The sequence below is a fragment of the Streptomyces sp. NC-S4 genome (genome assembly GCF_054353315.1).
Window position 1 is genome coordinate 899,604 of the sequence record NZ_CM135937.1, and the last position, 23,816, is coordinate 923,419.

At 74.1% G+C, this 23,816-nt stretch carries 25 protein-coding genes; 9 read left to right on the plus strand and 16 right to left on the minus strand.

From position 1 onward, the window contains the following. Window positions 1-12: 12 nt before the first annotated feature. Genes ACXNSR_RS03595 through ACXNSR_RS03605 form a run of 3 tightly spaced genes read right to left on the minus strand, consistent with a single transcriptional unit; the run spans window position 13 to window position 1,999 of the window. On the minus strand, window positions 13-669 hold the full coding sequence (locus ACXNSR_RS03595; protein ID WP_458640678.1) for a class I SAM-dependent methyltransferase: 657 nt from the start codon (window positions 667-669) through the stop codon (window positions 13-15). Beyond that, entirely contained in the window at window positions 666-1,286 is a 621-nt protein-coding gene (locus ACXNSR_RS03600; protein ID WP_458640679.1) for a TIGR04282 family arsenosugar biosynthesis glycosyltransferase, read from the minus strand. Before ACXNSR_RS03600 ends, ACXNSR_RS03595 begins: the two co-directional genes overlap by 4 nt. Then, window positions 1,283-1,999: a glycosyltransferase family 2 protein gene (locus ACXNSR_RS03605; RefSeq protein ID WP_458640680.1), complete on the minus strand. Its 717-nt coding sequence runs from the start codon at window positions 1,997-1,999 to the stop codon at window positions 1,283-1,285. Before ACXNSR_RS03605 ends, ACXNSR_RS03600 begins: the two co-directional genes overlap by 4 nt. A 123-nt stretch (window positions 2,000-2,122) precedes the next feature. Between ACXNSR_RS03605 and ACXNSR_RS03610 the strand changes: the two genes are divergently transcribed. Together ACXNSR_RS03610 and ACXNSR_RS03615 are read left to right on the plus strand one after the other, a co-directional pair. After that, entirely contained in the window at window positions 2,123-3,013 is an 891-nt protein-coding gene (locus ACXNSR_RS03610) for a response regulator transcription factor (protein ID WP_458640681.1), read from the plus strand. Further along, complete coding sequence (locus ACXNSR_RS03615) at window positions 3,006-4,118, plus strand: sensor histidine kinase (RefSeq protein WP_458640682.1); 1,113 nt, start codon at window positions 3,006-3,008, stop codon at window positions 4,116-4,118. Before ACXNSR_RS03610 ends, ACXNSR_RS03615 begins: the two co-directional genes overlap by 8 nt. A 13-nt stretch (window positions 4,119-4,131) precedes the next feature. Here the strand turns inward: ACXNSR_RS03615 and ACXNSR_RS03620 are convergent, their stop codons facing one another. From ACXNSR_RS03620 to ACXNSR_RS03630, 3 genes are all read right to left on the minus strand, one after another. Next, window positions 4,132-4,365 carry a hypothetical protein gene (locus tag ACXNSR_RS03620; protein WP_458640683.1) on the minus strand — a complete coding sequence of 78 codons (234 nt, stop codon included), beginning with the start codon at window positions 4,363-4,365 and terminating at the stop codon, window positions 4,132-4,134. A 159-nt stretch (window positions 4,366-4,524) separates the two neighbouring features. Beyond that, on the minus strand, window positions 4,525-5,589 hold the full coding sequence (locus tag ACXNSR_RS03625; RefSeq protein WP_458640684.1) for an NAD-dependent epimerase/dehydratase family protein: 1,065 nt from the start codon (window positions 5,587-5,589) through the stop codon (window positions 4,525-4,527). Between the two features lie 96 nt (window positions 5,590-5,685). Then, a complete protein-coding gene (locus ACXNSR_RS03630) occupies window positions 5,686-7,098 on the minus strand; it encodes a serine hydrolase domain-containing protein (protein WP_458640685.1) in 1,413 nt (470 codons plus the stop codon). Between the two features lie 280 nt (window positions 7,099-7,378). On the opposite strand from ACXNSR_RS03630, the gene ACXNSR_RS03635 reads away from it, so the two are divergent. Together ACXNSR_RS03635 and ACXNSR_RS03640 are read left to right on the plus strand one after the other, a co-directional pair. Further along, window positions 7,379-7,672: a DUF6400 family protein gene (locus tag ACXNSR_RS03635; RefSeq protein WP_458640686.1), complete on the plus strand. Its 294-nt coding sequence runs from the start codon at window positions 7,379-7,381 to the stop codon at window positions 7,670-7,672. Continuing rightward, window positions 7,659-7,916 (plus strand): hypothetical protein, encoded by a 258-nt coding sequence (locus ACXNSR_RS03640; RefSeq protein ID WP_458640687.1) that lies wholly within the window; start codon window positions 7,659-7,661, stop codon window positions 7,914-7,916. The genes ACXNSR_RS03635 and ACXNSR_RS03640 overlap by 14 nt, the downstream gene beginning before the upstream one ends. Before the next feature lie 15 nt (window positions 7,917-7,931). On the opposite strand, the gene ACXNSR_RS03645 is transcribed toward ACXNSR_RS03640, so the two are convergent. The 3 genes from ACXNSR_RS03645 to ACXNSR_RS03655 all read right to left on the minus strand — a co-directional run bounded on the left by ACXNSR_RS03645 (window position 7,932) and on the right by ACXNSR_RS03655 (window position 11,038). Then, entirely contained in the window at window positions 7,932-8,726 is a 795-nt protein-coding gene (locus ACXNSR_RS03645; protein WP_458640688.1) for a 3-hydroxybutyrate dehydrogenase, read from the minus strand. 132 nt (window positions 8,727-8,858) lie between these two features. Continuing rightward, a complete protein-coding gene (locus ACXNSR_RS03650) occupies window positions 8,859-9,557 on the minus strand; it encodes an HAD family hydrolase (RefSeq protein ID WP_458640689.1) in 699 nt (232 codons plus the stop codon). Between the two features lie 50 nt (window positions 9,558-9,607). Next, window positions 9,608-11,038 (minus strand): L,D-transpeptidase, encoded by a 1,431-nt coding sequence (locus ACXNSR_RS03655; RefSeq protein WP_458640690.1) that lies wholly within the window; start codon window positions 11,036-11,038, stop codon window positions 9,608-9,610. 218 nt (window positions 11,039-11,256) lie between these two features. On the opposite strand from ACXNSR_RS03655, the gene ACXNSR_RS03660 reads away from it, so the two are divergent. The 3 genes from ACXNSR_RS03660 to ACXNSR_RS03670 all read left to right on the plus strand — a co-directional run bounded on the left by ACXNSR_RS03660 (window position 11,257) and on the right by ACXNSR_RS03670 (window position 13,170). Further along, window positions 11,257-11,763 (plus strand): GNAT family N-acetyltransferase, encoded by a 507-nt coding sequence (locus ACXNSR_RS03660; protein ID WP_458640691.1) that lies wholly within the window; start codon window positions 11,257-11,259, stop codon window positions 11,761-11,763. Between the two features lie 64 nt (window positions 11,764-11,827). Next, window positions 11,828-12,376 carry a GNAT family N-acetyltransferase gene (locus ACXNSR_RS03665; RefSeq protein ID WP_458640692.1) on the plus strand — a complete coding sequence of 183 codons (549 nt, stop codon included), beginning with the start codon at window positions 11,828-11,830 and terminating at the stop codon, window positions 12,374-12,376. Beyond that, window positions 12,373-13,170, plus strand: a complete 798-nt coding sequence (locus ACXNSR_RS03670) for a hypothetical protein (protein WP_458640693.1) — start codon at window positions 12,373-12,375, stop codon at window positions 13,168-13,170. Before ACXNSR_RS03665 ends, ACXNSR_RS03670 begins: the two co-directional genes overlap by 4 nt. Window positions 13,171-13,202: 32 nt before the next feature. On the opposite strand, the gene ACXNSR_RS03675 is transcribed toward ACXNSR_RS03670, so the two are convergent. Continuing rightward, the gene (locus tag ACXNSR_RS03675; RefSeq protein ID WP_458640694.1) at window positions 13,203-13,664 is read right to left on the minus strand and encodes a hypothetical protein; all 462 of its coding nucleotides are present in this window, start codon (window positions 13,662-13,664) and stop codon (window positions 13,203-13,205) included. A 185-nt stretch (window positions 13,665-13,849) separates the two neighbouring features. On the opposite strand from ACXNSR_RS03675, the gene ACXNSR_RS03680 reads away from it, so the two are divergent. Further along, complete coding sequence (locus ACXNSR_RS03680) at window positions 13,850-14,848, plus strand: NAD-dependent epimerase/dehydratase family protein (RefSeq protein WP_458640695.1); 999 nt, start codon at window positions 13,850-13,852, stop codon at window positions 14,846-14,848. A 61-nt stretch (window positions 14,849-14,909) separates the two neighbouring features. Here the strand turns inward: ACXNSR_RS03680 and ACXNSR_RS03685 are convergent, their stop codons facing one another. The 3 genes from ACXNSR_RS03685 to ACXNSR_RS03695 all read right to left on the minus strand — a co-directional run bounded on the left by ACXNSR_RS03685 (window position 14,910) and on the right by ACXNSR_RS03695 (window position 19,026). Next, window positions 14,910-15,674 carry a class I SAM-dependent methyltransferase gene (locus tag ACXNSR_RS03685; RefSeq protein ID WP_458640696.1) on the minus strand — a complete coding sequence of 255 codons (765 nt, stop codon included), beginning with the start codon at window positions 15,672-15,674 and terminating at the stop codon, window positions 14,910-14,912. Window positions 15,675-15,797: 123 nt separating this feature from the next. Next, on the minus strand, window positions 15,798-17,837 hold the full coding sequence (locus ACXNSR_RS03690) for a prolyl oligopeptidase family serine peptidase (protein WP_458640697.1): 2,040 nt from the start codon (window positions 17,835-17,837) through the stop codon (window positions 15,798-15,800). Window positions 17,838-17,904: 67 nt separating this feature from the next. Next, entirely contained in the window at window positions 17,905-19,026 is a 1,122-nt protein-coding gene (locus tag ACXNSR_RS03695) for an AI-2E family transporter (RefSeq protein WP_458640698.1), read from the minus strand. Window positions 19,027-19,158: 132 nt separating this feature from the next. Here ACXNSR_RS03695 and ACXNSR_RS03700 point away from each other — a divergent pair, with 132 nt between their 5' ends. Then, complete coding sequence (locus ACXNSR_RS03700; RefSeq protein ID WP_458640699.1) at window positions 19,159-20,451, plus strand: MFS transporter; 1,293 nt, start codon at window positions 19,159-19,161, stop codon at window positions 20,449-20,451. Window positions 20,452-20,466: 15 nt separating this feature from the next. Here the strand turns inward: ACXNSR_RS03700 and ACXNSR_RS03705 are convergent, their stop codons facing one another. The 3 genes from ACXNSR_RS03705 to ACXNSR_RS03715 form a co-directional block, all read right to left on the minus strand. Then, entirely contained in the window at window positions 20,467-21,807 is a 1,341-nt protein-coding gene (locus tag ACXNSR_RS03705) for a DUF2252 domain-containing protein (protein ID WP_458640700.1), read from the minus strand. 92 nt (window positions 21,808-21,899) lie between these two features. Then, window positions 21,900-22,073, minus strand: coding sequence for a hypothetical protein (locus tag ACXNSR_RS03710; RefSeq protein ID WP_458640701.1), 174 nt, complete (start codon window positions 22,071-22,073; stop codon window positions 21,900-21,902). Window positions 22,074-22,233: 160 nt separating this feature from the next. Next, complete coding sequence (locus ACXNSR_RS03715; RefSeq protein WP_458640702.1) at window positions 22,234-23,754, minus strand: alpha/beta hydrolase; 1,521 nt, start codon at window positions 23,752-23,754, stop codon at window positions 22,234-22,236. Window positions 23,755-23,816 lie beyond the last annotated feature (62 nt).

Below are 23,816 nucleotides of genomic sequence, written 5' to 3' on the forward strand. Positions count from 1 at the left end.
CGCTTCGCCCTGTCAGCGCCGCAGGTCCACGAAGCTGCGGCCCGCGGCCTGCCAGGCGGTGGACCGGGTCCAGCCGGCGTCAGCGGCTTCGGCGCGCAGGGCGCGGGCGCCGAGCCGGGCCCACCAGAAGGGCGCCCCGTGGCCGCCGCGGCCGTCGTCGACGTGGACCTCCACGCGTTCGTCCACGTCGGCGGTGGTCACCTCGACCAGCAAGGAGCCGTCCGGTGCGGCGAGTCGGGCGGCCCGGCGGAGCAGGGCGGCCGGGTCCCCGCCGATGCCGATGTTGCCGTCGATGAGCAGGACCGTGCCCCACCGGCCCTCGCCGGGCAGCGGATCGAAGACCGACCGGCACAGTGCGCTGCCGCCGGCCCGCGTCGTACGGGCCACGGCCTCGGGGGTGACGTCCACACCGAGCGCCCGGTGTCCGCGTGCGGCCAGGGTGGCGACGAGGCGCCCGGGGCCGCAGCCGATGTCCAGGACCGGCCCCGTACAGCGGGCGAGCACGCCCTCGTCCGCCTCGTCCGGTTCGGCGCACCACCGCTCCACGTCCAGCGGCAGCAGCCAGCCGTCCGAGCGCCGCAGGTAGAGGGGGCCCTGGCCGGCGCGCAGCGCGTCGGCGTACGGGTCGGCCCGCCAGGCGAGGGCGGGTTCGGCGAGCTGGGCGGTCATCGTGTCACCGTGCGGAGGCCGGAGTGCAGGGCGGCGAAGCGGGTACCGGGCACGGCGGCGGCGACCCGCGCCGCGTCGGCCGGGGTGTCCACGTCGCAGAGCTCCGGCAGGTCCCGTACGGCGCGCCCGGAGGCGGTCAGCCGGGCGCGCTGCAGCGCGCCCGTGGTCGGCAGGGACATCGGGACGCCGAGGAGCAGCGCCGGGTCGGGCTCGGCCAGGCCGAGTGCCCAGAACCCGCCGTCGTCGGCGGGGCCGAACCAGGCGTCCGCCTCGCCGAAGTCGAGGCCTCGGGCGAGGAGGTCCGGGGTGACCTGCGGGGTGTCCATGCCGATCAGCAGGGCCGGTCCGGCGGCCCCGGCGAAGGCCGCGGCCAGGCGGGCGTCGAGCCCGCCGGGGCACTGCGGCACGACCTCGATGCCGTGGGGCAGCCAGGGCCCGGGGGCTCCGTCGAGTACGAGTACGCGCCGCCGGGCCGGGGTGTCGAGTACGGCGGCCAGGGTGTCCTGGAGCGCGGCGCGCGCCAGCCCGGCGGCCTGCTCGGGGGTGAAGTGCGGGGTGAGGCGGGTCTTGACCCGGCCCGCGACGGGCGACTTGGCGATCACGAGGAGGGTGCTCATGCGGAAGCCCCCTCGGTGGGTGCGGACCGGATGCCCGGGGGCTCGGCGAGCACCTCGCGCATGTCCCGAACCGCCTGCCAGGTGCCCCGCCAGGTGCCGGTGACCTTGGACTTCCCGGAGCGGGGCAGGTACGGGACGTCGGTCTCGGCGATGCGCCAGCCGGCGTCGGCGGCCCGTACGACCATCTGGAGCGGGTAGCCGCTGCGCCGGTCGGTCAGTTCCAGGCCGAGCAGCGCCTCGCGGCGCGCGACCCGCATCGGTCCGAGGTCGTGCAGTCGCAGTCCGGTACGGCGGCGCAGCATCCGCGCCAGCGCGAGGTTCCCGGCGCGGGCGTGCACGGGCCAGGCGCCGCGCCCCTGCGGTCGGCGGCGGCCGAGCAGCAGGTCGGCCTCGCCCGCGGCGACGCCCGCGGCCATGGCGGCGAGCAGGCCTGGGTCCATGGAGGCGTCGCAGTCGCAGAAGCAGACCAGGTCGGCGCGGGCCGCGAGGAGTCCGGCGTGGCAGGCGGCGCCGAAACCGCGCCGCCTCTCGTGCACGACGGTGGCGCCCAGGCTCCGGGCGATCTCCGCCGAGCCGTCGGTCGAACCGTTGTCGACGACGATGGCGCGCCACCCGGCCGGCACGCGCGCCAGCACCCAGGGCAGCGCCTGCGCCTCGTCGAGGCACGGCAGTACGAGGTCCGCGCGGGGCGGAGCACAAGCTGATGAAGTCACCCTCCACACCGTAGGAATCGGAAGCGGGGAAAAGGGGGCCGCAGACCTTACGAAACTCGGACGCCGTTCCGCGGGAGGGGGTCCGCGCCGCACGGGGGGCCGCGCGGGTGACAGCCTGGGGGCATGGCAGTGAGCAATACGCAGAGTACGAACGAAGGACCCGGGGCCGAGGGGACCGCCCGGGACGCCCGGGGCGGCGCCGGGACCGCCGCCCGGCCCGAACCCCAGCCGGACCCCCGGGCCGGCGCCGAGGGCAGTGTGCTGGTCGTCGACGACGATCCGACCGTCTCGGAGGTCGTGGCCGGGTACCTGGAGCGGGCCGGATTCGCGGTGCGCCTGGCGGCGGACGGCCCGGCCGGACTGCGCGCCGCCGAGGAGCACCGACCCGACCTGATGGTCCTCGACCTGATGCTCCCCGGGATGGACGGCCTGGAGGTCTGCCGTCGGCTGCGCGCCGGGGAGACCGGCGGCCGGCCCGTCCCCGTCATCATGCTCACGGCGCGCGGCGACGAGGACGACCGGATCCTGGGCCTGGAGGTGGGCGCGGACGACTACGTGACCAAGCCCTTCAGCCCGCGGGAACTCGTGCTGCGGGTGCGCTCCGTACTGCGCCGGGCGCGGGCCGCCGCCCCGGCCGGTGCCCCGCAGGAGGGTCCCGGGGGCGGTCCGCGGCTCGCGGTGGCCGGCCTGGTACTGGACCCGGCCGCCCGCCGGGTCCACAAGGAGGGCCGGGAGCTCGCGCTCACCCTGCGGGAGTTCGACCTCCTCGCCTTCTTCCTGCGCCACCCCGGCCAGGTCTGCGACCGGGAGCGGCTGATGCGCGAGGTCTGGGGCTGGGACTTCGGCGACCTGTCGACGGTCACCGTGCACGTCCGGCGGCTCCGCGGCAAGATCGAGGACGATCCGGGGAACCCGCAGCTGATCCGGACGGTCTGGGGCGCCGGTTACCGCTTCGAGCCGGGCCCCGTCTCCGGGGCCGGGTCCGCCTTCCGGACGGAGGACGGCCATGCGTGACTTCCTGCTGATCGCCCTGTACGCGCTCCTCGGCGCGGGCGCCGCCGGGCTGCTCGGGGCCGTGGCGCTGCGGATACTGCGCCGGCGCAGCGTCGCCGTCTCCCTCACGATCGTCGCCGCGGTCGCGGTGACCGCGATGCTCGCCGGAACGCTGACCGTGGCCTGGGCGATGTTCCTGTCCTCCCACGACCTCGCGGTCGTGACCACGGTCGTCGCGACGGCCGCGGCCGTCTCGATGGCCACCGCGCTGCTGCTGGGCCGTCAGGTCGTCCGCCGCTGCCGGGAACTCGTCGGCGCGGCCCGGGTCTTCGGCCAGGAGGGCACGTTCGTGGCGCCGGCCGTGCCCGCGCCCGCCGAATTCGCGGCGCTGAGCCGCGAGCTGGCCCTCACCAGCGAACGGCTGGCCGCCTCCCGCGAGCGCGAGCGGGCCCTGGAGGCCTCGCGGCGCGAGCTCGTGGCCTGGATCTCGCACGATCTGCGCACCCCGCTGGCCGGGCTGCGCGCCATGTCGGAGGCGCTGGAGGACGGTATGGCGGCCGATCCCGCCCGCTACCACCGGCAGATCCGGACCGAGGTCGACCGCCTCAACTCCATGGTCGGCGACCTCTTCGAGCTCTCCCGCATCCACGCGGGCGCGCTGTCCCTCACCCTGACCCGGATGTCCCTCCACGACCTGGTGGGCGACGCCCTGGCCGGCACCGACGCGCTCGCGCGCGAGCACGGCGTACGGCTGGTCGGCGAGGGGGTCGCCTCGCTCCCGGTGGAGGTGGACGGCAAGGAGATGACCCGGGTGCTGTCCAATCTCCTGGTCAACGCCATCCGCCACACCCCGGCCGACGGAACCGTCGCGATCGCGGCCGAACGCCGCGCGGACTCAGTGGTGCTCTCGGTCACCGACGCCTGCGGAGGCATCCCCGAGGAGGACCTCCCGCGCGTCTTCGACACGGGCTGGCGCGGCACCCCGGCCCGGACCCCGCCGTCGGGCGCGGGCCTGGGCCTCGCGATCGTCCGGGGCATCGTCGAGGCCCACGCGGGCCACGCGGACGTCCACAACGTCTCCGGCGGCTGCCGCTTCGAACTGACCCTCCCGGCCCCGGCCGGCTAGGCCGTCGGCGAGGTCAGTAGAACATCCAGGCCGGGGTCAGGTTGCCGTTGATGGTGAACATCACCTCCCCGGCCATGCACGGCGGGTCGATGTTCGCGACGGCGGCGGCCTGGGCGGGGTCGCCGTAGTTGCCCATCCACCTCCATTGCTTGAGCGATCTCTGCGCGGCGATGCGCTGCTTGATCTCGATCCCTTCCTCGACGGAAAGGATCCGGTCGACGGCGATCTCCCCGTTCTGCTTCGCCATACCACTCCTCCTGTTTTCGTAGCTGAACGTAGCCGACGATTACAGAATGTGGCCAACCGTACCGATGTGCTAGCCCCGGGATCGGTGTGTCGGCCCCAGGCGGCGAGGTCTACCTCATCGGCCCTGCGATCGGCGCGGCAGTGCGGAGCGGACGGCCGGTCAGCACGATGTGGATTGACCGGGGTTCGGTGCTCCCGGTGACGGGCTGCGTCCCGGCCCTGCCGGACAGGTGGCCAGTTCGGCCATGCCCGCGGCGAACGGCACGGCCGGGCGCCAGCCCAGTTCGTGGCGCAGGCGCGCCGAGTCGGCGGTGATGTGCCGCACGTCGCCGAGCCGGTACTCGCCGGTGACGACCGGAGCCGGGCCACCGCACGCGGCGGCCAGCGCCCCGGCCATGTCGCCGACGGTCCGCGGGTCGCCGCTGCCGACGTTGTACGCGGTCAGGCCCGCGGGCCCGGCGCCCGCGTCCCCCTCGGCCAGGGCCTCCAGCGCCACGGCGTTGGCCGCGGCCACGTCCCGCACGTGGACGAAGTCCCGGCGCTGTCCGCCGTCCTCGAAGACGCGCGGCGCCTCGCCCCGCGCGAGCGAGGACGTGAAGAGCGCGGCCACGCCCGCGTACGGGGTGTCGCGGGGCATCCCCGGCCCGTAGACGTTGTGGTAGCGCAGCGAGACGACGTGCCCGCCGGTGGCCCTGGCCCAGGAGGACGCGAGGTGTTCCTGGGCGAGCTTGGTCGTGGCGTAGACGTTCCGGGGGTCCGTCGGGGCGTCCTCCGTGACCAGCCCCGGCACCAGGTCGGCGCCGCAGGACGGGCAGGGCGGCTCGAACCGCCCGGCCCGCAGATCGCCCTCCGCGCGCGGGCCGGGCCGGACCGTGCCGTGGGCGGGGCACGCGTAGCGCCCCTCGCCGTAGACGACCATCGACCCGGCGAGCAGCAGCCGCGGTACGCGCGCCCGCGCCATCTCGGCCAGCAGTACCGCGGTGCCCAGGTCGTTGGCCGACACGTAGCCGGGGGCGTCCCCGAACTCCTTCCCGAGCCCCACCTTGGCCGCCTGGTGACAGACCGCGTCCACGCCGGCCAGCGCCCGCGCCACGGCATCCGGGTCCCGTACGTCCCGCCCGTCCTCCGCCAGGTCGAAGGCCACCGGCTCGTGGCCGCGGCCGATCAGCTCGGCGACGATGTGCGAGCCGATGAAGCCCGCGCTTCCAGTCACAAGTACGCGCATGCCCCGACGCTAAGCCGCGTGCGGCCCGGCACGGCGCGTTCCGGGCCGCACGTCACGGATCCGTAAGGACCCGGCCGGCTCCGCGGCTGTGCCAGGTCAGCGGACGGCGCCCCACAGCGGTCCCGGGAGCGCCGCCGTGCTCGGCGGCAGTACGCGCGGAGCGGCCGGGGACTGGGCCGACGGGGCCGACGGGGCCTGGGCCGACGGGACATCGGCGGAGCGGTTCTTCGCGGCCGGGTCCGGGGTGTGCGGCGCGGCGGTGCCGCAGAGGGACCGGTCGCGGTAGTCCACCATGGCGGCGTCGGCCGGGTGCGGGTCGAAGGCGTCTCCGGCCGCGTTGACGCGCTGGTACTTCATCAGGTTGTACCCGATGGCGAACTGACGGCTGCCGTCCGGGCTGGACAGGGCCCAGGTGCCGGCGCCCCAGACTCCCCCGTCGTGGCCCCAGGCCGGGCCGCACGGCGTGTCCATGGTGTAGATGCCGAGGCCGTAGCGCATGACCACGGCGCCCGCCTTGTCCTTGACGTCGACGGTGGTGCGCATCTGGTCCAGCTGGCGGCGCGGCAGGAGGTCGCCGCCCAGCAGGGCGCGGTAGAAGGTGTTGAGGTCCTGCGGGGTGGAGACGAGGGCACCGGCGGTGCCGGCCCAGGTCATGTTGTAGTCGCTGTAGTCGCGCGGCGGGTCGATGAGCCCGTAGAAGCTCTCGTACATGCGGGCGTGGGCGCCGCGGATGCGCGGGTCGGTGCCGGGGAAGTAGGTGTCGCGCAGCCCCACGCGCCGGATCACGTCCCGCGTGATCACCTGCTCCGGGTCCTGGCCGGTCACCTTGCGGAGCACCTCGCCGAGCAGGACGTAGTTGGTGTTGGAGTAGGCCCAGTCGGTGCCCGGTTCGAACTGCTGCGGCAGGGCCACGCCGTAGCCGATCAGCGTTGCGGGCCCGATCGTGCGGTACCGCTGCTCGTCCAGGCTCTCGGTGGTCCCCTTCAGGAGGGAGGGGAAGGCACCACCGATGTAGTCCTGGATTCCGCTGGTGTGGTTGAGGAGCATGCGTACGGTCACCGTGCGGCCGCGCTCGCCGGGCAGCAGCTCGGGCACGTAGTCGCCGACCGGCCGGTCGAGGTCCACCCGGCCCTTCGCGGACTGCTGGAGGACGGCCACGGCGGTGAAGGTCTTGGTGACGCTGCCGACGCGGTGCCGGAGGTCGGGGCGGACCTTGCGTCCGGTGGCGACGTCGGCGAGGCCGGCGGCGCCGTCGAAGCGCTCGCGGCCGTCGCGGACCCCGGAGTAGACGCCGTACACGCCCGCATCCCGGATCGCGTTCAGCCCGGCCTGCAGCTGGGTCCGGTCGAGGCGCCGGCCGGCGTCCTGGCCGTAGGCGCTCGGCGCTTCCCGGACGGCGGCGCTCGCGGCCGGCGCGAGGCCCGCCAGCAGGGCTATGGCGACGGCGGTGGCCGAGGCGGCGCGACGCAGTCGCGGTGCGGATCGGTCGGCGGCACGGGTGTGGGGCACGGCGGCTCCTCGGCGGTGGCCCGGTGGGGGCCGGCGATCTTGGTCACCTCAATTCTTCGCCTCGGACCCCCACCGCGACCTCCTTCGCCAGGACGAACCGGTCATCAACCTCCAGAAGGAGAAGCACCTTGACAGGCCATTACATTTGTCACCTCTCGCTCCGGGCGCACTGCCCCGTCCGGCGCGGCGCGCACGGGCTCGCGCACCCCCTGGCCGGCGGACTGTGACTCCGCCCACCCTCCCTTGACCGGACAAGGAAGGGCTACCTAACTTCGGTGTCATGGCCCCCCACGACCGCACCCCTCCCTCCGACGCCTCCGGCAGTCCCGGCGCCTCCGACGCGTCCGAGCTGGTCGGCTTCTCCGTCGACCTCACCTCGCAGGAGGTGCTCCGGCGCGCCCAGGTGATGGCGGCACTCGGCCGGGACTGGGATCCGGTGGAGGTGCTCCTCGGCGAGGAGGCCGCGTACGACCTGCTCTATTCCGGGCTCGACGCGCAGCAGCAGCGCCTCTACGACGACCTCGTGGCGGCCGGTGTGCTGCCCCCGCGCGGAGACGGCCGTGCTGCCGCTTGACCCGCAGGCCGACCCCGGGCGCCGTGCCTGGGTGGCCTGCCCGAAGTGTGCGGACGCGCGCGGCTGCGAACCCTGCGAGCAGCGGCGTACCTGCTCCGCCCATTGGCGCTACCTGCTCACCAACACCGGCAGCATGCTCCACCTCCAGTGCCCGTCGTGCACCCACGTCTGGGTGCACGAGAGCGGCTTCGGAGCCACCCGCTCCCGGTGGGACCGCGTCAGGGACGCCCGACCCGGCTCCTGACGGCCGTCCCTGGGGTCAGGTGGCGGCCCAGCCGCCGTCCAGGGGGATCGAGGCACCGGTGACGTAGCCGGTGTGCGGGCCGCAGAGCCACAGGACGGCAGCGGCGACCTCCTCCGGCTCGACCAGCCGCTTGACCGCGGAGCGGCTCAGCAGTACCTCGGACACCACCCGACCTGCGTCGATGCCGTGGGCGGCGGCCTGGGCCTCGATCTGCCGCTCGACCAGTGGTGTGCGGACGTAGCCGGGGTTCACGCAGTTGCTGGTGACGCCGTGCGCGGCCCCTTCGACGGCCGCGACCTTGCTCAGCCCTTCCAGGGCGTGCTTCGCGGTCACGTAGCCGGCCTTGAACGCGCTGGCGCGCCGCCCGTGCGCGCTGGAGATGTTGACGATGCGGCCCCAGCCGTGTGCGCGCATGTACGGCATGGTCCGGCGGATCAGCAGGAACGGCGCCTGCACCATCACCCGCTGCATGAGCGCGAAGCGGTCCGGCGGGAACTCGGTCAGCGGGGCGACGTGCTGCAGTCCGGCGTTGTTGACCAGGATGTCGATCTCGGCCGGCAGTTCCTCGACGGAATCGGCCCGGGCCAGGTCCACGACGTGCGCCCGCCCGCCGATCCGCTCGGCGACGGCCTTCGCCGTGGCGGCGTCGATGTCCACCACGTGTACGTGGGCCCCGGCCGCGGCGAGCGCCGCGGCGCAGGCCCGCCCGATACCGCCGCCGGCGCCGGTCACCATGGCGGTGCGGCCCGCCAGGTCGATGCCCGCTGTGGCGGCTGCTGCGTGGGGCACGGGAGGGTATCCGCTTGTCATGCCCGGAATCATCCGGGACAGCGCCGGGACGATCCCATGTGCGCGGCCGCCACAGTCGCGCCCTGCGGCGTGTCGGCCGCCGCCACTGTGTCGAGGGCAGCGGCCGACGGGACCACGCGGGCCCGAACAGGACTACGCAGGCCCGAGCAGGTCCAGGAGCGGGGTCAGTCCGCCGGGCCGCTGGTCGACCGGGAGGTGGTCGACGAAGTGCACCGGGCAGCCGAGTGCCAGCGCGCCGCCGTCCGCCTCGCGGCTGTCGCCGACCATCAGCACCTCGGCGGGAGCCAGGCCCAGCCGGTCGCAGGCCGTCCGGAAGATCACCGGATCGGGTTTCTGGGCGCCCAGCTCGAAGGAGAGCACGTAGGCGTCGACCAGCTCGTCGAGCCCGTGCGTGCGGAAGACCGGGCGCAGGTCCCATCCGATGTTGCTGACCACGGCCACCGGGAGCCCCCGGCGGCGCAGTGCGCGCAGGGTGGGCCCGGTGTCCGGGTAGGGCCGCCAGGCGGCGGGGGTCATGTGGCGGTCGTAGAGGGCCTGCGCCAGTTCCGGGTCGGTGATCCCCGCGGCGCGGATCAGGCCGCCGTAGGCGGCCCGGTGCTGCTCGGGGCTGATGTCCCGCTGGTCCCACGCGGTTTCGAGGTGCGCCGGCATGTGCTGGGGCGACAGCCCGCCGGGCAGTGCGCCGTATTCGGTCAGCCGCCGCGCCGTCGCGCCGAACTCCTCCTCGGTCAGCCGGATGCCGGTCTCCGCGAGGGCGGCGGCGAGCCACTCCTCGGTCGGCTCGACGCGCAGCAGTGTGCCGGAGAAGTCGAACATCACTCCTTTGATCATGTGGTGATCGTAGTCCGGTCGAAGGGCCGGGCGGGGCCTGCGGGGCGCGCTCAGGTGGTCGGGTGCAGCCTGGACGCGACGGGGGCGGCCGGTGAATCCTCCGGACTCCCGTCGACGGCGGCCAGGGCGCTGCCCGCCAGCCAGGTCCGCCAGTCCACGTTCCAGTCGCCGAAGCCGTTGTCGAAGGGGGCCATCTTCGCGCCGCCGCTGTTGACCACCTCCACGATGTCCCCTTCCCTGACGGTCTCGAAGAACCAGGCGGCGTCCTCGGTGCTCATGCCCGTGCAGCCGTGGCTCACGTTCTCCTCGCCCTGCGCCTCGACCGACCAGGGCGCGGCGTGGATGTACTCGCCGCTCCAGGTCACCCGGGTCGCGTAGGAGACGGGCAGGTCGTAGAACTCGCTGGTGCCCGGCTTGATCCCGACCGTGTCACCGCGCATCCGGACCTTGGGCTCCTTGCGCAGCACGACCTTGATGCCGCTGCGGGTCCGGAAGCCCTCCTTGCCGGTGGTGACCGGGATCGTCCGGATGACCCGTCCGTTGCGGCGTACGGTCATCCGGTGGGTGGCGGAGTCGGTGACGGCCTCGATCCGGTCCGCGATGGTGAACTGCACCGCCTCGGAGGGGCCGCCGTAGTCCTCGTCCCCGACCTCGACCCCGTCGAGACCGCTGCGGACGCGGACGACGGTGTGGGCGGGCCAGTACGTGCGCGGCCGGAAGTGCAGGGTCGATTCGTCGACCCAGTGCCAGGCGCCCTCGACGTGGGGTTCCGAGGTCACCTGCAGTGCCCGCTCCAGCCGGGCGCGGGCCGGGAGGTCGTCGGCGGGCACCGGGCGGCTGAGGCTCGCCGTCACGATCTCCCCCGCGCCGTACGTACCGGGCTCCGGCCCGAACTCGACCGTCAGCCTGCCCCCGTCCGAGGGCGGCGCGGTCCGGAAGGCCATGGTCACGCCGACCGCGGTCCCGTCCGCGTCCAGGGCGCCGACCTGCACGGTGTAGGTCTCGCCGGCCCGCAGCGGCTCGCTGTTGAGCCAGCGCTCGCTGTGCGGGGCGAGCTCGCCGGCGAGATGGCGGCCGTGCCCGTCGCGCACGGTCACGTCCGTGAGGCGGCCCTGGTCCGCGAGGGCGATCTGGAGCGGGCCGCCGGAGTCGGTGGGCAGCTCCTCGGTCCGGGCGGTCCGGGCGGTGCGGGCGGCCCTCGCCGTACCGCCGAGGGAGGGCTCCTTCACCATGGATCCCACCCCGCGCGCGGTGGCCCGTACCCGCTGCTCCTGCCAGCCGCTGCACAGCCCGGGGCGGAACATGCGCACGGCACAGGGCCCGTCGCCGGATCCACCCCCCTCGTCCAGCACTCTCCCGACCAGCAGGGTGACCGCGGCCTCGCGCTGCGGGCCCGCGAGGGTCCCCTCCGCGGGATCCGCATCGGGCGCCCGGCCCGGCGCTGCGGCGACGACCAGCATGGCCCCCGTCACCGCAGCCACGGCGCCCCACGCCTTGGCCGGTTGTCTCCGTCGCATTCGTGGCATAGCCGTATCAAAGCGATGTGGCGCCAAAATGATGATCACGCCCTCCGTGCTGCGCCCGAACGGGCATCCAAGTGAACTCGGACGGAGCACAGCGCCCGGCCCCGACGAGCGGGGAGCGGCCGGAGGTCCGATAATCGGATGCCCTCGGGCGGGCCGCCCGCGAGAATGCGGCCATGGTCATCCGCACAGCACGGTTGCACGAGCTGCCCCTCCTCCAGGACATCGAGAGGGCCGCCGGTCGCTGCTTCCGGGACATCGGCATGCCGGAGATCGCCGACGACGAGCCGCCGGCACTCGACGAGCTCGCCACCTACCAACGGGCCGGGCTGGCCTGGGTGTCGGTCGACGGGGCCGATATCCCGGGCGGCTACCTGATCGCCGCACGCGTCGAGGGCAATCTGCACGTCGAGCAGGTGTCCGTCCATCCGGACCGCGCGCGCCGCGGGCTCGGCCGGGGCCTGCTGGAACACCTGGCGGAATTCGCCGGGCGCGAGGGCGCGCCCGCCCTGACCCTCACCACGTTCACCGCGGTCCCGTGGAACGCCCCGTACTACGCGCGCTGCGGCTTCCGGCCGCTGGCGGACACGGAGCTCACTCCCGGCCTGCGGGAGATCCGTGAGCGGGAGGCGGCACACGGCCTGGACCGGTGGCCCCGCATCTGCATGCGGCGGGACCTGTGACGGCGCCCGGCCTGCGCAGGGACAGCCGGGCTCGAACCGTTGGTGACTCGATGAGGGATACGTGATGTTCGAAGGAAAGTCGGTGAGGCTGCGCGCGCTGCGCGCCGAGGACGCCGAGCACCATCTCCGGTGGCGCAACGACCCGGAGGTGGTGCGCTGGGCCGCGGCCGGTGATCCGTGCTTCGGCCCGGTCACGGCGGAGGCGGTCGGGCTCGCCTTCGACTCCATGCTGCGCCTGAGCCCGAGGGAGTCGGCCGTGTTCACGGTCGAGGACCTGGCGTCCGGGAGGGTGATAGGCATGGCCGACTACCGGGACCTGGACCCGTACGCCGGAGTGGCCACGCTGGGCATCACCATCGGCGAACGGGAGTTCTGGGGTCGCGGCCACGGCCGTGACGCGCTGCGGCTGCTCATCGCCCACCTGTTCGGCGCGTACGGCCTCAGCCGCCTGGAACTGGACACCTGGAGCGGCAACGAGCGGGCCGTGCGGGCCTTCGCCGGGCTGGGCTTCCGGGAGGAGGGCCGCCGCCGGTCGGCCGTGCTGATGGAAGGCGAGCGCTACGACAGCGTGCTCTTCGGGATGCTCCGCGAGGAATGGGCGAACCCCGCATGAACGAGGCAGCTGCGGGAGTGACGGAGCACCCCGGTTTCGGTGTGATGCTGGCGTGGTTGCTGGACCGCAGGGCCCTGCGCGCGGAGGATCTGGCCGATCTCTCGGGATCGATGCCGGACGAGGTCCGGGCGGTGCTCGCGGGGGAAGTCCCCGGCGAGGCGCTGCTCCGGCGGATCGCGCCTGTCCTCGGCTTCCACGCGGTCGATCTGTTCATCCTGGCGGGGCTGAGTGTCCCGGACGACTTGGCGCCGCTTGACGCCGACGCCGAGCGGTGGGCGCCGTACATCGTGATGGAGGCGGTGCACCTTCCCGCTCCGGATCGGCGTGAACTCCTGGAGCTCGTCCGCTCACTGCCGCAGGAGGAACGGTCTTCCGTCTTCGCCGCGAAGCCGATCTCCTCCCTTGCCGGTCCGGGCGGCCGGATCATCCGCATGCTCCAGTACCGCAATCTGGACCGGATGGGCATGGCCAGGCTCCTGGCGGTGGTGACGCCCACGTACCTCTCGGCCCCCACGTACGGCCTGATCGGCTCCGGTCGGACGGAGTTGACGCCCCGCCTGGTGACGGATTCCGCGGCCGTGCTGGGGATCGACGCCGGTGAACTGGCCGTGCTGACGGGCGTCGATCTGCCCGAGGTGCCTCCGCCCGCGGCCCCGGTGGCGGAGGACGCCGCAGCCCTGCTGTGGGAGGCACGGCGCCTCTCCGCGGCCCAGGCACAGCACGTCGCCGAGGCGGCGCGCTCCCTGCGCGGGGACTCCGCCCAGGGCTACTTCCTCAACCTGTCCGGGTCCTGACACCGGCCGGTCCCGCGTCCGCGGTCGCCGCGTCAGACTCCGGCCGAGGCCATTTCGATGATCGACCGGTAGTGGGCGGCCGCGGACACCACGCACGCGCGGTAGGTGCGGTTTTCCCTGACCACCAGGAAGTAGTCCCTGATCTGCTTCCAGTACTGGCGCAGGTAGCCGAGGCCCGGCACGAAGCCCGGGGGCCTGGGTACCAGGGCGAAGGCCTCGGAGCACTTGAGGATGCCGCCGGTCACCTCGGACAGGACGTCCGCCACCTCGGCGTTCATGTTCCAGCCCGCGGCCAGCTGCGGGGTCCAGATGGAGCCGGCGATCTCCCGCAGCCGCTCCTGTTCCTCCGGGGTCGGGTCGCTCGGGGCGACCGCGGTCACCGGGTGGCCGCCGACGGCCCCGGCCGCCTGTGCGGGCCCTGCGGCGCCCACCCCCAGCAGGGCTCCCGCCGCGATCAGCGCGACCGCCGAAAGCCTGAGTGAACGTATCCCCATGTCCGCCCCTCCCGCGTTGCCGGAAGTCCCCTCCCAGGACCGGGCGTCGAGATTTCCACGGCCCCCGCACAGGGTCAACGGGGCCCGGACGGTCATGGCCGGATCCGTGCGCGTCCGCACCCGCCCGCCTTCGCCGAGCGCGAACCGAGGTCGCGGCGGTGCTCGCCATGTGCTGAGCTGGCCCGATGGATCTTCTTGTACTGGGCGGGACCGCATGGCTGGGACGTGAGATCACGCGGCAGGCGCTGGCGCGGGGGCACTCGGTGACCTGCCTGGCGCGCGGCGAGAGCGGCGCCGTCGCGCCCGGCGCGCACCTGGTGGCGGCGGACCGGAACGAGGAGTCCGCCTACGCGGAACTCCTCGACCGCGACTGGGACGCCGTGATCGAGGTGTCCTGGCAGCCGGCCTTCGTCCGCGGTGCGCTCGCGGCCCTCGCGGGGCGGACCCGGCACTGGACCTACGTCTCCTCCATCAGCGCCTACGCCGACCACAGCACGGTCGGCGCCGACGAGTCGGCCGCGCTGCTGCCGCCCGCCGAGGGCGACCAGGTGGGGCGGGAGGAGTACGGCGAGGCCAAGGTCGCCTGCGAGGAGGCTTCGCGCGCGGCGGTGGGAGACCGGCTCGTCATCGCCCGGGCCGGGCTGATCGGTGGCCCGGGCGACGCGAGCGGACGGTCGGGGTACTGGGCGGCGCGCTTCGCCCGTGAGGTGGACCAGCCCGTGCTCCTCCCCCGGTCGTCCGGGGTATCGACCCAGGCGATCGACGTGCGCGATCTGGCGGGCTGGCTGCTGGACCTGGCCCAGGAGGGGACCACCGGGACCTTCGACGCCGTCGGTCCCGTCGTCCCCTTCGACGACTGGATCGGCCTGTCGGCACGAGCGGCCGGGTACACCGGGCCCATGGCGCAGGCGGAGCCGCAGTGGCTCCTCGACCAGGGCGTCGTGCCGTTCATGGGCCCGGAGTCGATGGCCATGTGGATGCCCGATCCCAAGTGGGCCGGATTCTGCGCCCGCAGCGGAGCCGCGGCGCACGCGGCCGGACTGCGCGACCGCCCGCGGGCGCAGATGCTGGCGGACCTGCTGCGGTGGGAGCGCGCCGAGGGGCTGGAGCGCCCCCGCAGGGCCGGTCTGAGCACCGCCCGCGAGCGGGAGCTGCTCACCGCGCTCGCCGCCGTACCGGAGTAGCGCCGCGCGGGACCGGCCGACGCCGTAGCGGCTGATCGACCTGGATCAGGCGCGCCCGCGGTCACCGCCGCGGCCTGGTCGCGACGGTGAGCGCGACGGTGACGGTCCGGGTGCAGGTGCCGTCGGGACAGTGGTCCAGCAGGGCGCGGCGCAGCTCGGACTCGAAGGCGTCCTTCCGGTCGCCGAACAGGGCCGGGCTGGAGCGGGCGCGCGAGAACTGCAGGCCGATCACCTGATCCACCGTGCAGCGCGCGGACCGTTCCCACGTGGTGGTCGCGACGCGGGAGAACACCGACTTCGCGAGATGGTCCTCCGCGTCCCGTACGTCCTCCCTGTCCGCCGGGCCGTGGCCGGGTCCCAGGAAGCGCTCGCGCACCTCGTCGACGACGGCCGGCCAGGGCGCCGCCACGGTGGTGACGACGGCGATCCCGCCGCGCGGTGCGAGCACGGCGTCCAGGTCCGCCGGCACCCGCGTCCGGTCCATCCGGTGGAACGCCCCGCCGATGACGCACAGGTCGGTCCGGGGCAGGCACAGCCGGCCGATGCCGGCGGCGTCACCGCGCAGCCAGGAGATGTTCCGGTGGCCGCGCTCCTCGGCGAGTGCGCACCCCTCGGCGAGCATGGCCGGCTCCGGGTCGACGGCGTAGACGTGCTCGGCCAGCGGAGCCAGCGGCAGGCTCATCGTGCCCGGTCCGGCGCCGAGGTCCAGTACGGTCTGGGAGCCGTCGAGCGCGAACCGGTCGACGAGGAGCGCGTAGAGCTCCGCCGGGTACGGCGGCCGGTAGCGGGCGTAGTAGGGGGCGGCGGACGCGTACGGGGTGCTCATGGGGTCCTCCCGGGCCGGGGTCGCATCCGCCGATGGTGGAGCCACGACCCGGCCCGCGGCAGCGACTGACCCCGGAAATCCCCCGTACGGATGCCTGTCGTTCACCTGCGTCCCGCTGTCCGATCAGTTCCGCGGGGTCAGCCGCTCCCACAGGAAGGTGTGGACGAGGGCTTCGTTGAAGGCCGTCTGCCGGTGGTCGGTGGCACCCGCGTGGCCGCCGCCGAGGTGCTCGTGGAAGAGGACGGGATGCCCGTACTCGCGCAGCCGCGCGGCCATCTTGCGGGCGTGGCCGGGGTGCACCCGGTCGTCTCGGGTCGAGGTGAGCAGGAGCAGCGGCGGGTACGCGGGCCCGTCCGCCCGGATCCGGTGGTACGGGGAGATCTCCTCCAGGTGCGGCCGGTCGGCCGGGCTGTCGGGATCCCCGTACTCGGCGATCCAGCTGGCCCCGGCCAGCAGCTTGTGGAAGCGCAGCATGTCCAGCAGCGGCACGTGCGCGACGACCGCGCCGAACAGTTCCGGGTCGCGGGTGAGCATGGCGCCCATGAGCAGCCCGCCGTTGCTGCCGCCCTCGATGCCGAGCTGCGCGGGAGTGGTGATGTCCCGGGCGGTGAGGTCCCGGGCGACCGCCGCGAAGTCCTCGTAGGCCCGGACCCGGTTCGCGCCGAGGGCCGCCTTGTGCCAGGCGGGCCCGTACTCGTGCCCGCCGCGGATGCCCGCGACGACGTACGTGCCGCCGCGCGCGAGCCAGGCCCGCCCGGTGACCGCGCTGTACTGCGGGACCATGGAGATCTCGAAGCCGCCGTACCCGTAGAGCAGGGTGGGGCCGGGGCCCGGGCGGTCCTCGGGTCCGACGACGAAGTACGGCACCCTCGTGCCGTCCGCGGAGGTCGCGAAGTACTGGCGCACGGCGAGACCGGCCGTGTCGAAGAGCGCCGGACTCTGCTTGAGGGTTTCGCTCTCGCTGTCGTCGCCGGCCGTGCCCCGGTAGAGGGTGGCGGGCTGGAGGAAGCCGGAGACCTGGTGGAAGTACTCGTCGCCGACGTCCGGGTCCGTGTCGGTGACCGAGGCGCTGGAGAGCTGCGGCAGGCCCGGCAGCGGTGCGCGGTGCCAGCCGCTCCCGCCCGCCCCCGTGGGCGGGGTGAGGAGCTCCATCCGGGAGGAGACGTCGGCGCGGGTGCTGAGGATGAGGTGGTTTCGGGTCCAGCTGTACCCGGCGAGCGCCGTGCGCTCGTCCGGGGTGAACAGCACCTCGGCCTCGCGCTCCCCCGCGAGGAAGGCGTCGAGGTCGAAGGCGAGCAGACTGCCCGCGCCGTGGCCGAGCCACGGCGACTTGGTGGTGACGGTCAGCCACCGGCGGCGGACGGAGGCGCCCGCGTCGTCCGGGACGTCGATCTTCAGCGGCGGGGCGGCCGGGTCCTCCTGGAGCAGGAAGAGCTCCTGGTTCCAGAAGTCGATCTGCCGGTGGACGAAGTCCCGTTCGAAGCCGGGGGTGTCGTCGTGCCATCCGGAGGCGGACAGGTCCGTCGGCCGGCCTTCGTAGACCGGCTCGGCGTCCGCGAGGGGCGTGCCGCGCCGCCAGCGGCGTACCTGGAGCGGGTAACCGGACGCGGACATCGAGCCTGCGCCGAAGTCCGTGCCGATCCAGACCCGGTCGTGGTCGATCCACCCGATCCGGGTCTTGGCCTCGGCGACGGTGAACCCGTCCGCGACGAATTCCAGGGTCTCCAGGTCGAACTCGCGCACCACGCAGGCGTCCGCGCCGTCCCGGGACAGCAGGACGAGGGCGTGCCGGTGCTCCGGGGCCAGGACCCGGCTGCCGGCCCAGGCCCACTTCTCGCCCTCGGCCTCGGCGAGCGCGTCGAGGTCCAGGAGCACCTCCCAGGCCGGCCGGTCCGTGCGGTACTCCTCCAGCGTGGTCCGCCGCCACAGGCCGCGCACGTGGTCGGCGTCCTGCCAGAAGTTGTAGAGGTGGCCGCCCCGGCGGACCGTGTAGGGGATCCGGCCGTCGTCGTCCAGGGCCTCGCGCATCTCCTGCTCGAGGACCTTGAATCCGGGGGAACCCGTCAGCTCGTCCACGGTCTCGGCATTGCGCTCCCGCACCCAGGCGAGGGCGGCGTCGCCGGATACGTCTTCCAGCCACAGGTAGGGGTCTACATCGCTCATCAGGCGATTGTGCAGGAAGCGAGGGCGGCTGTCCGACGTCCGGCCGCCCTCAGCCGCCGACGGCACCTCAGCCGCCGTCGGCCCCTCCGCCCTCGTCGGCCTCCCCGCCCTCGTCGGCCGCTGTGCCGCCGACGCCCGCCGGGCCGCCGGCCGTGCGGCGCGCGTCGCGCAGCGCCGAGTGCACCGACCAAGTCACCGAGACCAGCGGGACCGCGACCACCGCGCCCACCACTCCGGCGGCGATGGCCCCCGCGACCACCGAGATCGCCACGACCAGCGGGTGCAGGCTCACCGCCCGGCTCATCACCAGCGGATGCAGCAGATGGCCCTCGATCTGGCCGATGACCACGATCAGCGCGACCACCAGGCCCGCGACGAACGGCCCCTTCGCGGCCAGCGCGACCACCGCGGCGACCGCCAGCGCGACCGGCGAGCCGACGAGCGGGATGAACGCGGCGAAGAACTCCAGCAGGGCCAGCGGCACGGCCAGCGGGACCCCGAGGAAGTACAGCGCCAGCCCGACCAGGACCGCGTTCGTCGCCGCGACGAGGACGATCCCGCGGGTGTAGCCGGTGAACGTGCGCCAGGCCGCGCCGCCGGCGATGCCCACGCGGGCGCGCACCGGCGGCGGCAGCTGCGCGCAGAACCAGGACCACTGCCGGTCGCCGCCGTGCAGGAAGAAGAAGGAGGAGAAGGCCGCGAGGGCGAGCACGGTCAGGACCTGGACCAGGCGCCCGGCTCCGCTGAGTGCCTGGCCGATCAGCGTGGAGCGGTGGCTCGACAGGTACTCCCCGAGGCGGGACTGGAGGTCAGTGAGCGCGTTCGGGTTCAGCCGGAAGGGTGGCCGCTCGAGGTACTCCTCGATGCTGTCGAGTCCCTCGCGGAACTCCCGGGCCAAGGTGGTGCTCTCCCCGGCCACCGCCGTGCCGACCAGGGCCAGTACGCCCAGCAGGAGCAGCGCGCTGCCGAGGAGGGTGACGGCGACGGCGACCGACCGGGGCAGGACGCGGGCGAGGCGGCGGGTGGGCCACCACAGCAGGGCGGTGACGACGAGCCCGAGGAAGAGTGCCACGGTGATCTCGTGGAACCGGCCGAGCACGGCGAAGACGGCGTAGACGGCCGCGCCGACCACCAGCAGGCGCCAGGCGTACGACGCTGCCGTACGCAGGAACGCTGACACCGGCGGCATGACCCATGGGTGCCACACCGGGCCCGGGAAGCCACGCGCCGGACGCCGGATTCGCCCGTCCGTGATCGGTTCGGGGCCGATGCGCGGAAAATCCGTTGCTCCGGCCGCGACGTCCACGGACGATGGCATCTCGTGAGCACTTCCCGATGGACCACCGTACTGCCCGATTTCGCCCCGTTCCGTTCCGGCCGTGACTTCAGGCTGCTGTTCTACCAGGGCACGGTGACGTACTTCGGCTCGTTCATGGCGATGATCGCGCTGCCGCTGCAGATCAAGCACCTGACGGACTCGCCGCTGGCGGTCGGCGCGATGGGGGCGGTGGAGCTCGTTCCGCTGGTGGTCTTCGGACTGTACGGGGGCGCCCTCGCCGACGCGGTCGACCGGCGGCGGATGATCCTGCTGACCGAGGCCGGGCTCGGTGTGCTCGCCCTGGTGCTCCTGGTGAACGCGCTGCTGCCCGATCCGCTGCTGTGGCCGCTGTACGTGGTCGCTGCGGGGGTGTCGGCCCTGAGCGGGCTCCAGCGGCCGGCCCTGGACTCGCTGATGGCGCGGATCGTGCCGCACGAGCAGCTGACGGCCGCCGCCGCGCTCAACGGGCTGCGCTACCAGTTCGGGGCGATCGCCGGTCCGGCGCTGGCCGGTGTGGTCGTCGCGTTCGCCGGTCACGCGGCGGCCTACTGCGTCACCGTCCTCGGTTTCCTCGTATCCGTGCTGCTGTGCCTGCGGCTCAGTCCGGCGCCCCCGGTGAAGGGGGCCGAGCGTCCGTCGCTGCGCGGGATAGCCGAGGGCGCGCGGTACGCGTGGAGCCGGCCCGTGCTGCTGGGGACGTACGCGGTGGACCTGGCGGCCATGTTCTTCGCCTTCCCGAACGCGATCTACCCCTTCCTCGCGGACGAGCTCGACGCGGTCTGGGCGCTGGGGCTGATGTACGCGGCGGGGGCGGTGGGCTCGCTGGTGCTCGGCATGACCAGCGGCTGGATGTCCCGGGTACGCCGGCACGGGCTGCTCGTGGTGTTCGGTGCGGCGGTGTGGGGCCTGGCCATCGCGGGGGCCGGGGCGTCCTCCGGCATCTGGCTCGTGCTGCTGTGCCTCGCGGTGGCGGGCGCGGGCGACATGGCGAGCGGGCTGGGCCGGGCGACGATCTGGAACCAGACGATCCCGGAGGAGCTGCGGGGCCGGCTCGCGGGCATCGAGGTGCTCTCGTACAGCGTGGGACCGCAGCTCGGGCAGGTCCGGGCGGGCACGATGGCCGGCTGGACCGGTACCCGTTCGGCCTTCTGGGGCGGCGGGCTGGCCTGTGTGGCGTCGGTGGCGGTGCTGGCCGCCCTGCTGCCGAAGCTGATCTCCTACGACGCCGACACCGACGAGGACGCGCTGCGCCGCCGGGCGGCCCGGGAGGCGGAGCGGGCCGGCGCGCCGGCCTGAGACGGCCGGGACGGTTCAGACACCGCTGATGGCGGGGAGCCTCCCGTCGGCGACGGCGGCGGTCAGCAGCGCGTGATCGGCGCGGGTCCGGTCCGCGTAGCCGAGGGCGAAGGAGGCCACGGCGCGGTCGAAGGTGTCTGCGCCGCCGAGGTAGCCCGCGATGGCGATGCGGTCGCCGGTACGGGCGTGGGCGCGGGCCAGGGCCCTGCCGCACAGCTCGGCATACCGGGCGAGCAGGCCCGGAGGCATGCCGGCGAGCTCGGCCGACCCCTTCATGTCGCGCAGCTGCCGGCCGTAGAAGTGGCGCCCGGCGGCCCCGGTCGTCCAGCCGAGGAAGATGTCGCCCGCGGCCTGCATGCGGCGCTGGCCCGCGACCACCCGGTGTCCTTCGTGGTCGTGACCGTCGTCCGGGAGGTGGTCCTGCAGAACGGACGGCACGGCTTCCTTGATCTGCAGGAAGAGCGGGTCGTCGGCGTCGCGCCCGAGGAGCAGCACGATGAAGCAGCGGGTCCCCACGCTCCCGACGCCGACCACCTTGCGCGCCGCGTCGGCGAACCGGAAGCGGTCCAGCAGGAGGCGGCGCTCCTCGGGGAGCGTGCTGCGGTACTTCCCGAAGACCTCGTCGACCTCCCGTGAGTCCGCCCGGGCGAGCGGCTCCAGCAGCGGCGGGTCGTGGATGATCCGCCGCCGTCCGCCCTGGACCTCGGTGAGCTTTCCGAGGGCGCGCAGGCTGGTGCGGCGGCGGGCGCGCGCCAGGTTGGCCTCCACCCGGTCTCGCAGTTCGCGCTTGCGGACGAGTGACAGCAGGTCGGCGGTGTCGGTCCGGTGGTACCAGACGTCCAGCTCGCGCTGTCCGGCGAGCTCCCGGATCGTCTCCCGGTAGGCCCGGGCCGCGCCGAGGGCCGCCCGCGCGGCCCGGTCGTCGCCGTGCCCGTTGTCGCGGGCGGCGACGGCGACGCTCGCGGCGAGCCGTTTGACGTCCCATTCGAAGGGGCCGGGGAAGGTCTCGTCGAAGTCGTTGACGTCGAAGAGCAGGGCGCGTTCCGGGGAGGCGAAGATGCCGAAGTTCAGCAGGTGCGCGTCCCCGCACAGCTGGACGGTCAGACCGGTCTGCGGCGCGGTGGCCAGGTCGGCGGCCATCACGGAGGCCGCGCCGCGCAGGAAGGCGAGCGGCGATGCCGCCATCCGGCCGTAGCGGATCGGCAGCAGCTCGGGCACGCGGTCGGTGCCCTGCCGCTGCAGGACCCCGATCGGGTCGGGCCGGTCCGGCGAAGCGGTCCACCGCCCGTGCGCGGCACGGCTTGTGATCTTGCGGACGGCCCGTCCGCGCCGGAGCCGCTCAGCTGGACTGGTCATGCGCCGCTCCTCCTCGCCGGTCCCTCCTCATCCTCGCCGCACGGGGCCGGTCCCGCATGTCGCCGTCCCCGGAGCGGTGGGGACGGCACCGGTCAGCTCTCGTTCTCGGCGAGGATCCGGTCGGCGGCGTAGTGCGGGCAGTTGAGGGCGTGCCAGGTCACCGAAAGCGACCCCGCTCCGGTCCACAGGGTCCGCACCACTCCGTCTGCGGCGGTGGCCTTGCAGAAGGGGCACATGACGGTCTCCGGGCGCAGTAGATCGAACATGCCGTGTCCTTCCCGCAGCTTTCTCACACCGGACCAGTCCAGAACTATCAAATCCGGCGCCATTCGGCCGCAGTACCCGCAAGTACGGATGGATATCGAGGGCCACGGCCGGGTTGCGCGCAGCCGGGTCGGTGACGGTGGCGGTACGGACGCGGTCGGCTCAGTTCGCGCAGCCCGTGTCCCGGGCCGGGCGGCGGCCGCTCGTGAGGAACTCGGTGACGGCGCGGTCGCCGCACGCGTTGCCGTTTCCGAGGTAGAGCCCGTGGCCGCCCTGCTCGACGGTCACCAGCCGGGCCCGGTCGCCCAGCGCCTCGCGCATCTTCAGACCCCCGGAGAGCGGGGTGGCCGGGTCCCGGCGGCTCTGGAGCATGAGGATGTTGGACGGGCCGCCGTCGGTGATCCGGGTCGGCTTCTGCGTGGGGGTCTGCCAGAAGGAACAGGGCAGCACGTTCACCGGCAGGCCGGCCGTGAGCGGGAACCGGGCGCGGTCCGCGTCGACGGCCCGCTGGTACGCCGCCGTGGACGCGTCCGGCCACGCCACGTCGTTGCAGATGACGGCGACCATGAGCGCGGCGTCCTCGTTCCGGATGGGCGCGGCGAGCTCCCTGGGGAGCACCGGGGTCCCGGCCGGTTCCTGCACGGCCCGCACGAGCCGGGCGAAGGAGGGGAAGGCGGCGTCGGCGTAGAGCGTGTTCTGGAGGGCCTGGCGCAGGCCGTTGCCGGTCAGCGGCACTCCCGGGGTCGTCGTCGCCCTCGGCTCGTGGTCCAGCCGGGCCGCGAGCGCGACGACGAGCGGCTCGACGTCCTGCGCCGCCGCGGCGAGCCGCAGGCCGTCCCGGTCCCGGTCGGGGTGTGTCGCCCAGGCCGCGAAGTCGGGGAAGCGGTCCGCCGCGCCCTGTGACATGTTCGCGAGCCAGCCGCGGGCGACACGCTTCGGGTCGGGGTCGCCGCTGCTGTCGAGGACCCAGCGGTCGGTGTGCCGGGGGTACTCCTGCGCGTACACGGCGCCCACGTACGTCCCGTACGAGGTGCCCCAGGCGGAGAGCTTGCGCTCGCCGAGCGCCTCGCGGAACCGGTCCATGTCGCGGACCTGGTTGGCCGTGGTGAAACTGCGCAGCTCGGGGCCGCCGTTGCGGGCACAGGCCTCGGCGATGCGGTGGGACCGGGCGACGTTCTCGGTGATCTCGCCGTTCGGGCCCGGCCAGGACCGCAGGCTCGTCAAGTACCGGTCCTCGGGGGCGAGGTCGCAGCTCGCGGTGGTACTGGCGCCCACTCCGCGCGGATCGAAGGCGACGAGGTCGTAGGCCCCGGCGAGCTCCCGCCGCAGGGCGTCGCCCTTCTGGGTCAGGCGCTGCACACCGGATCCGCCGGGTCCGCCGGGTATCACGACCAGCGTGCCGCGCCGGGCCCCGGGGCGGTCGCTGCGGATCCGGGAGACCGCGATGGTGAGCTGCCGGCCGTCGGGGGCGTCGTAGTCGAGCGGGACGGGCAGCTCGGCGCACTCCTGGGCGGCGAGCGCGTCCGGGTGGGTGCAGCGGTGCCAGTGGAGCTGCGGGGCGGCGGGGGCGGGCCGGGCCGTGGCCGGGGCGGCGGCGCTGGCGGTCGCCGTCGCGGTCAAGGTGGCCGCCACGGTGGTCGCGGCGAGGGCGAGGAGCAGGGCCTTGCGCGGGTAAGTCGTCATGGCGCAAGCCTTGTTGATCTCGGCTCGGGACCCCATCCGGCTTGCCGGTCGGCCGCCGGTGG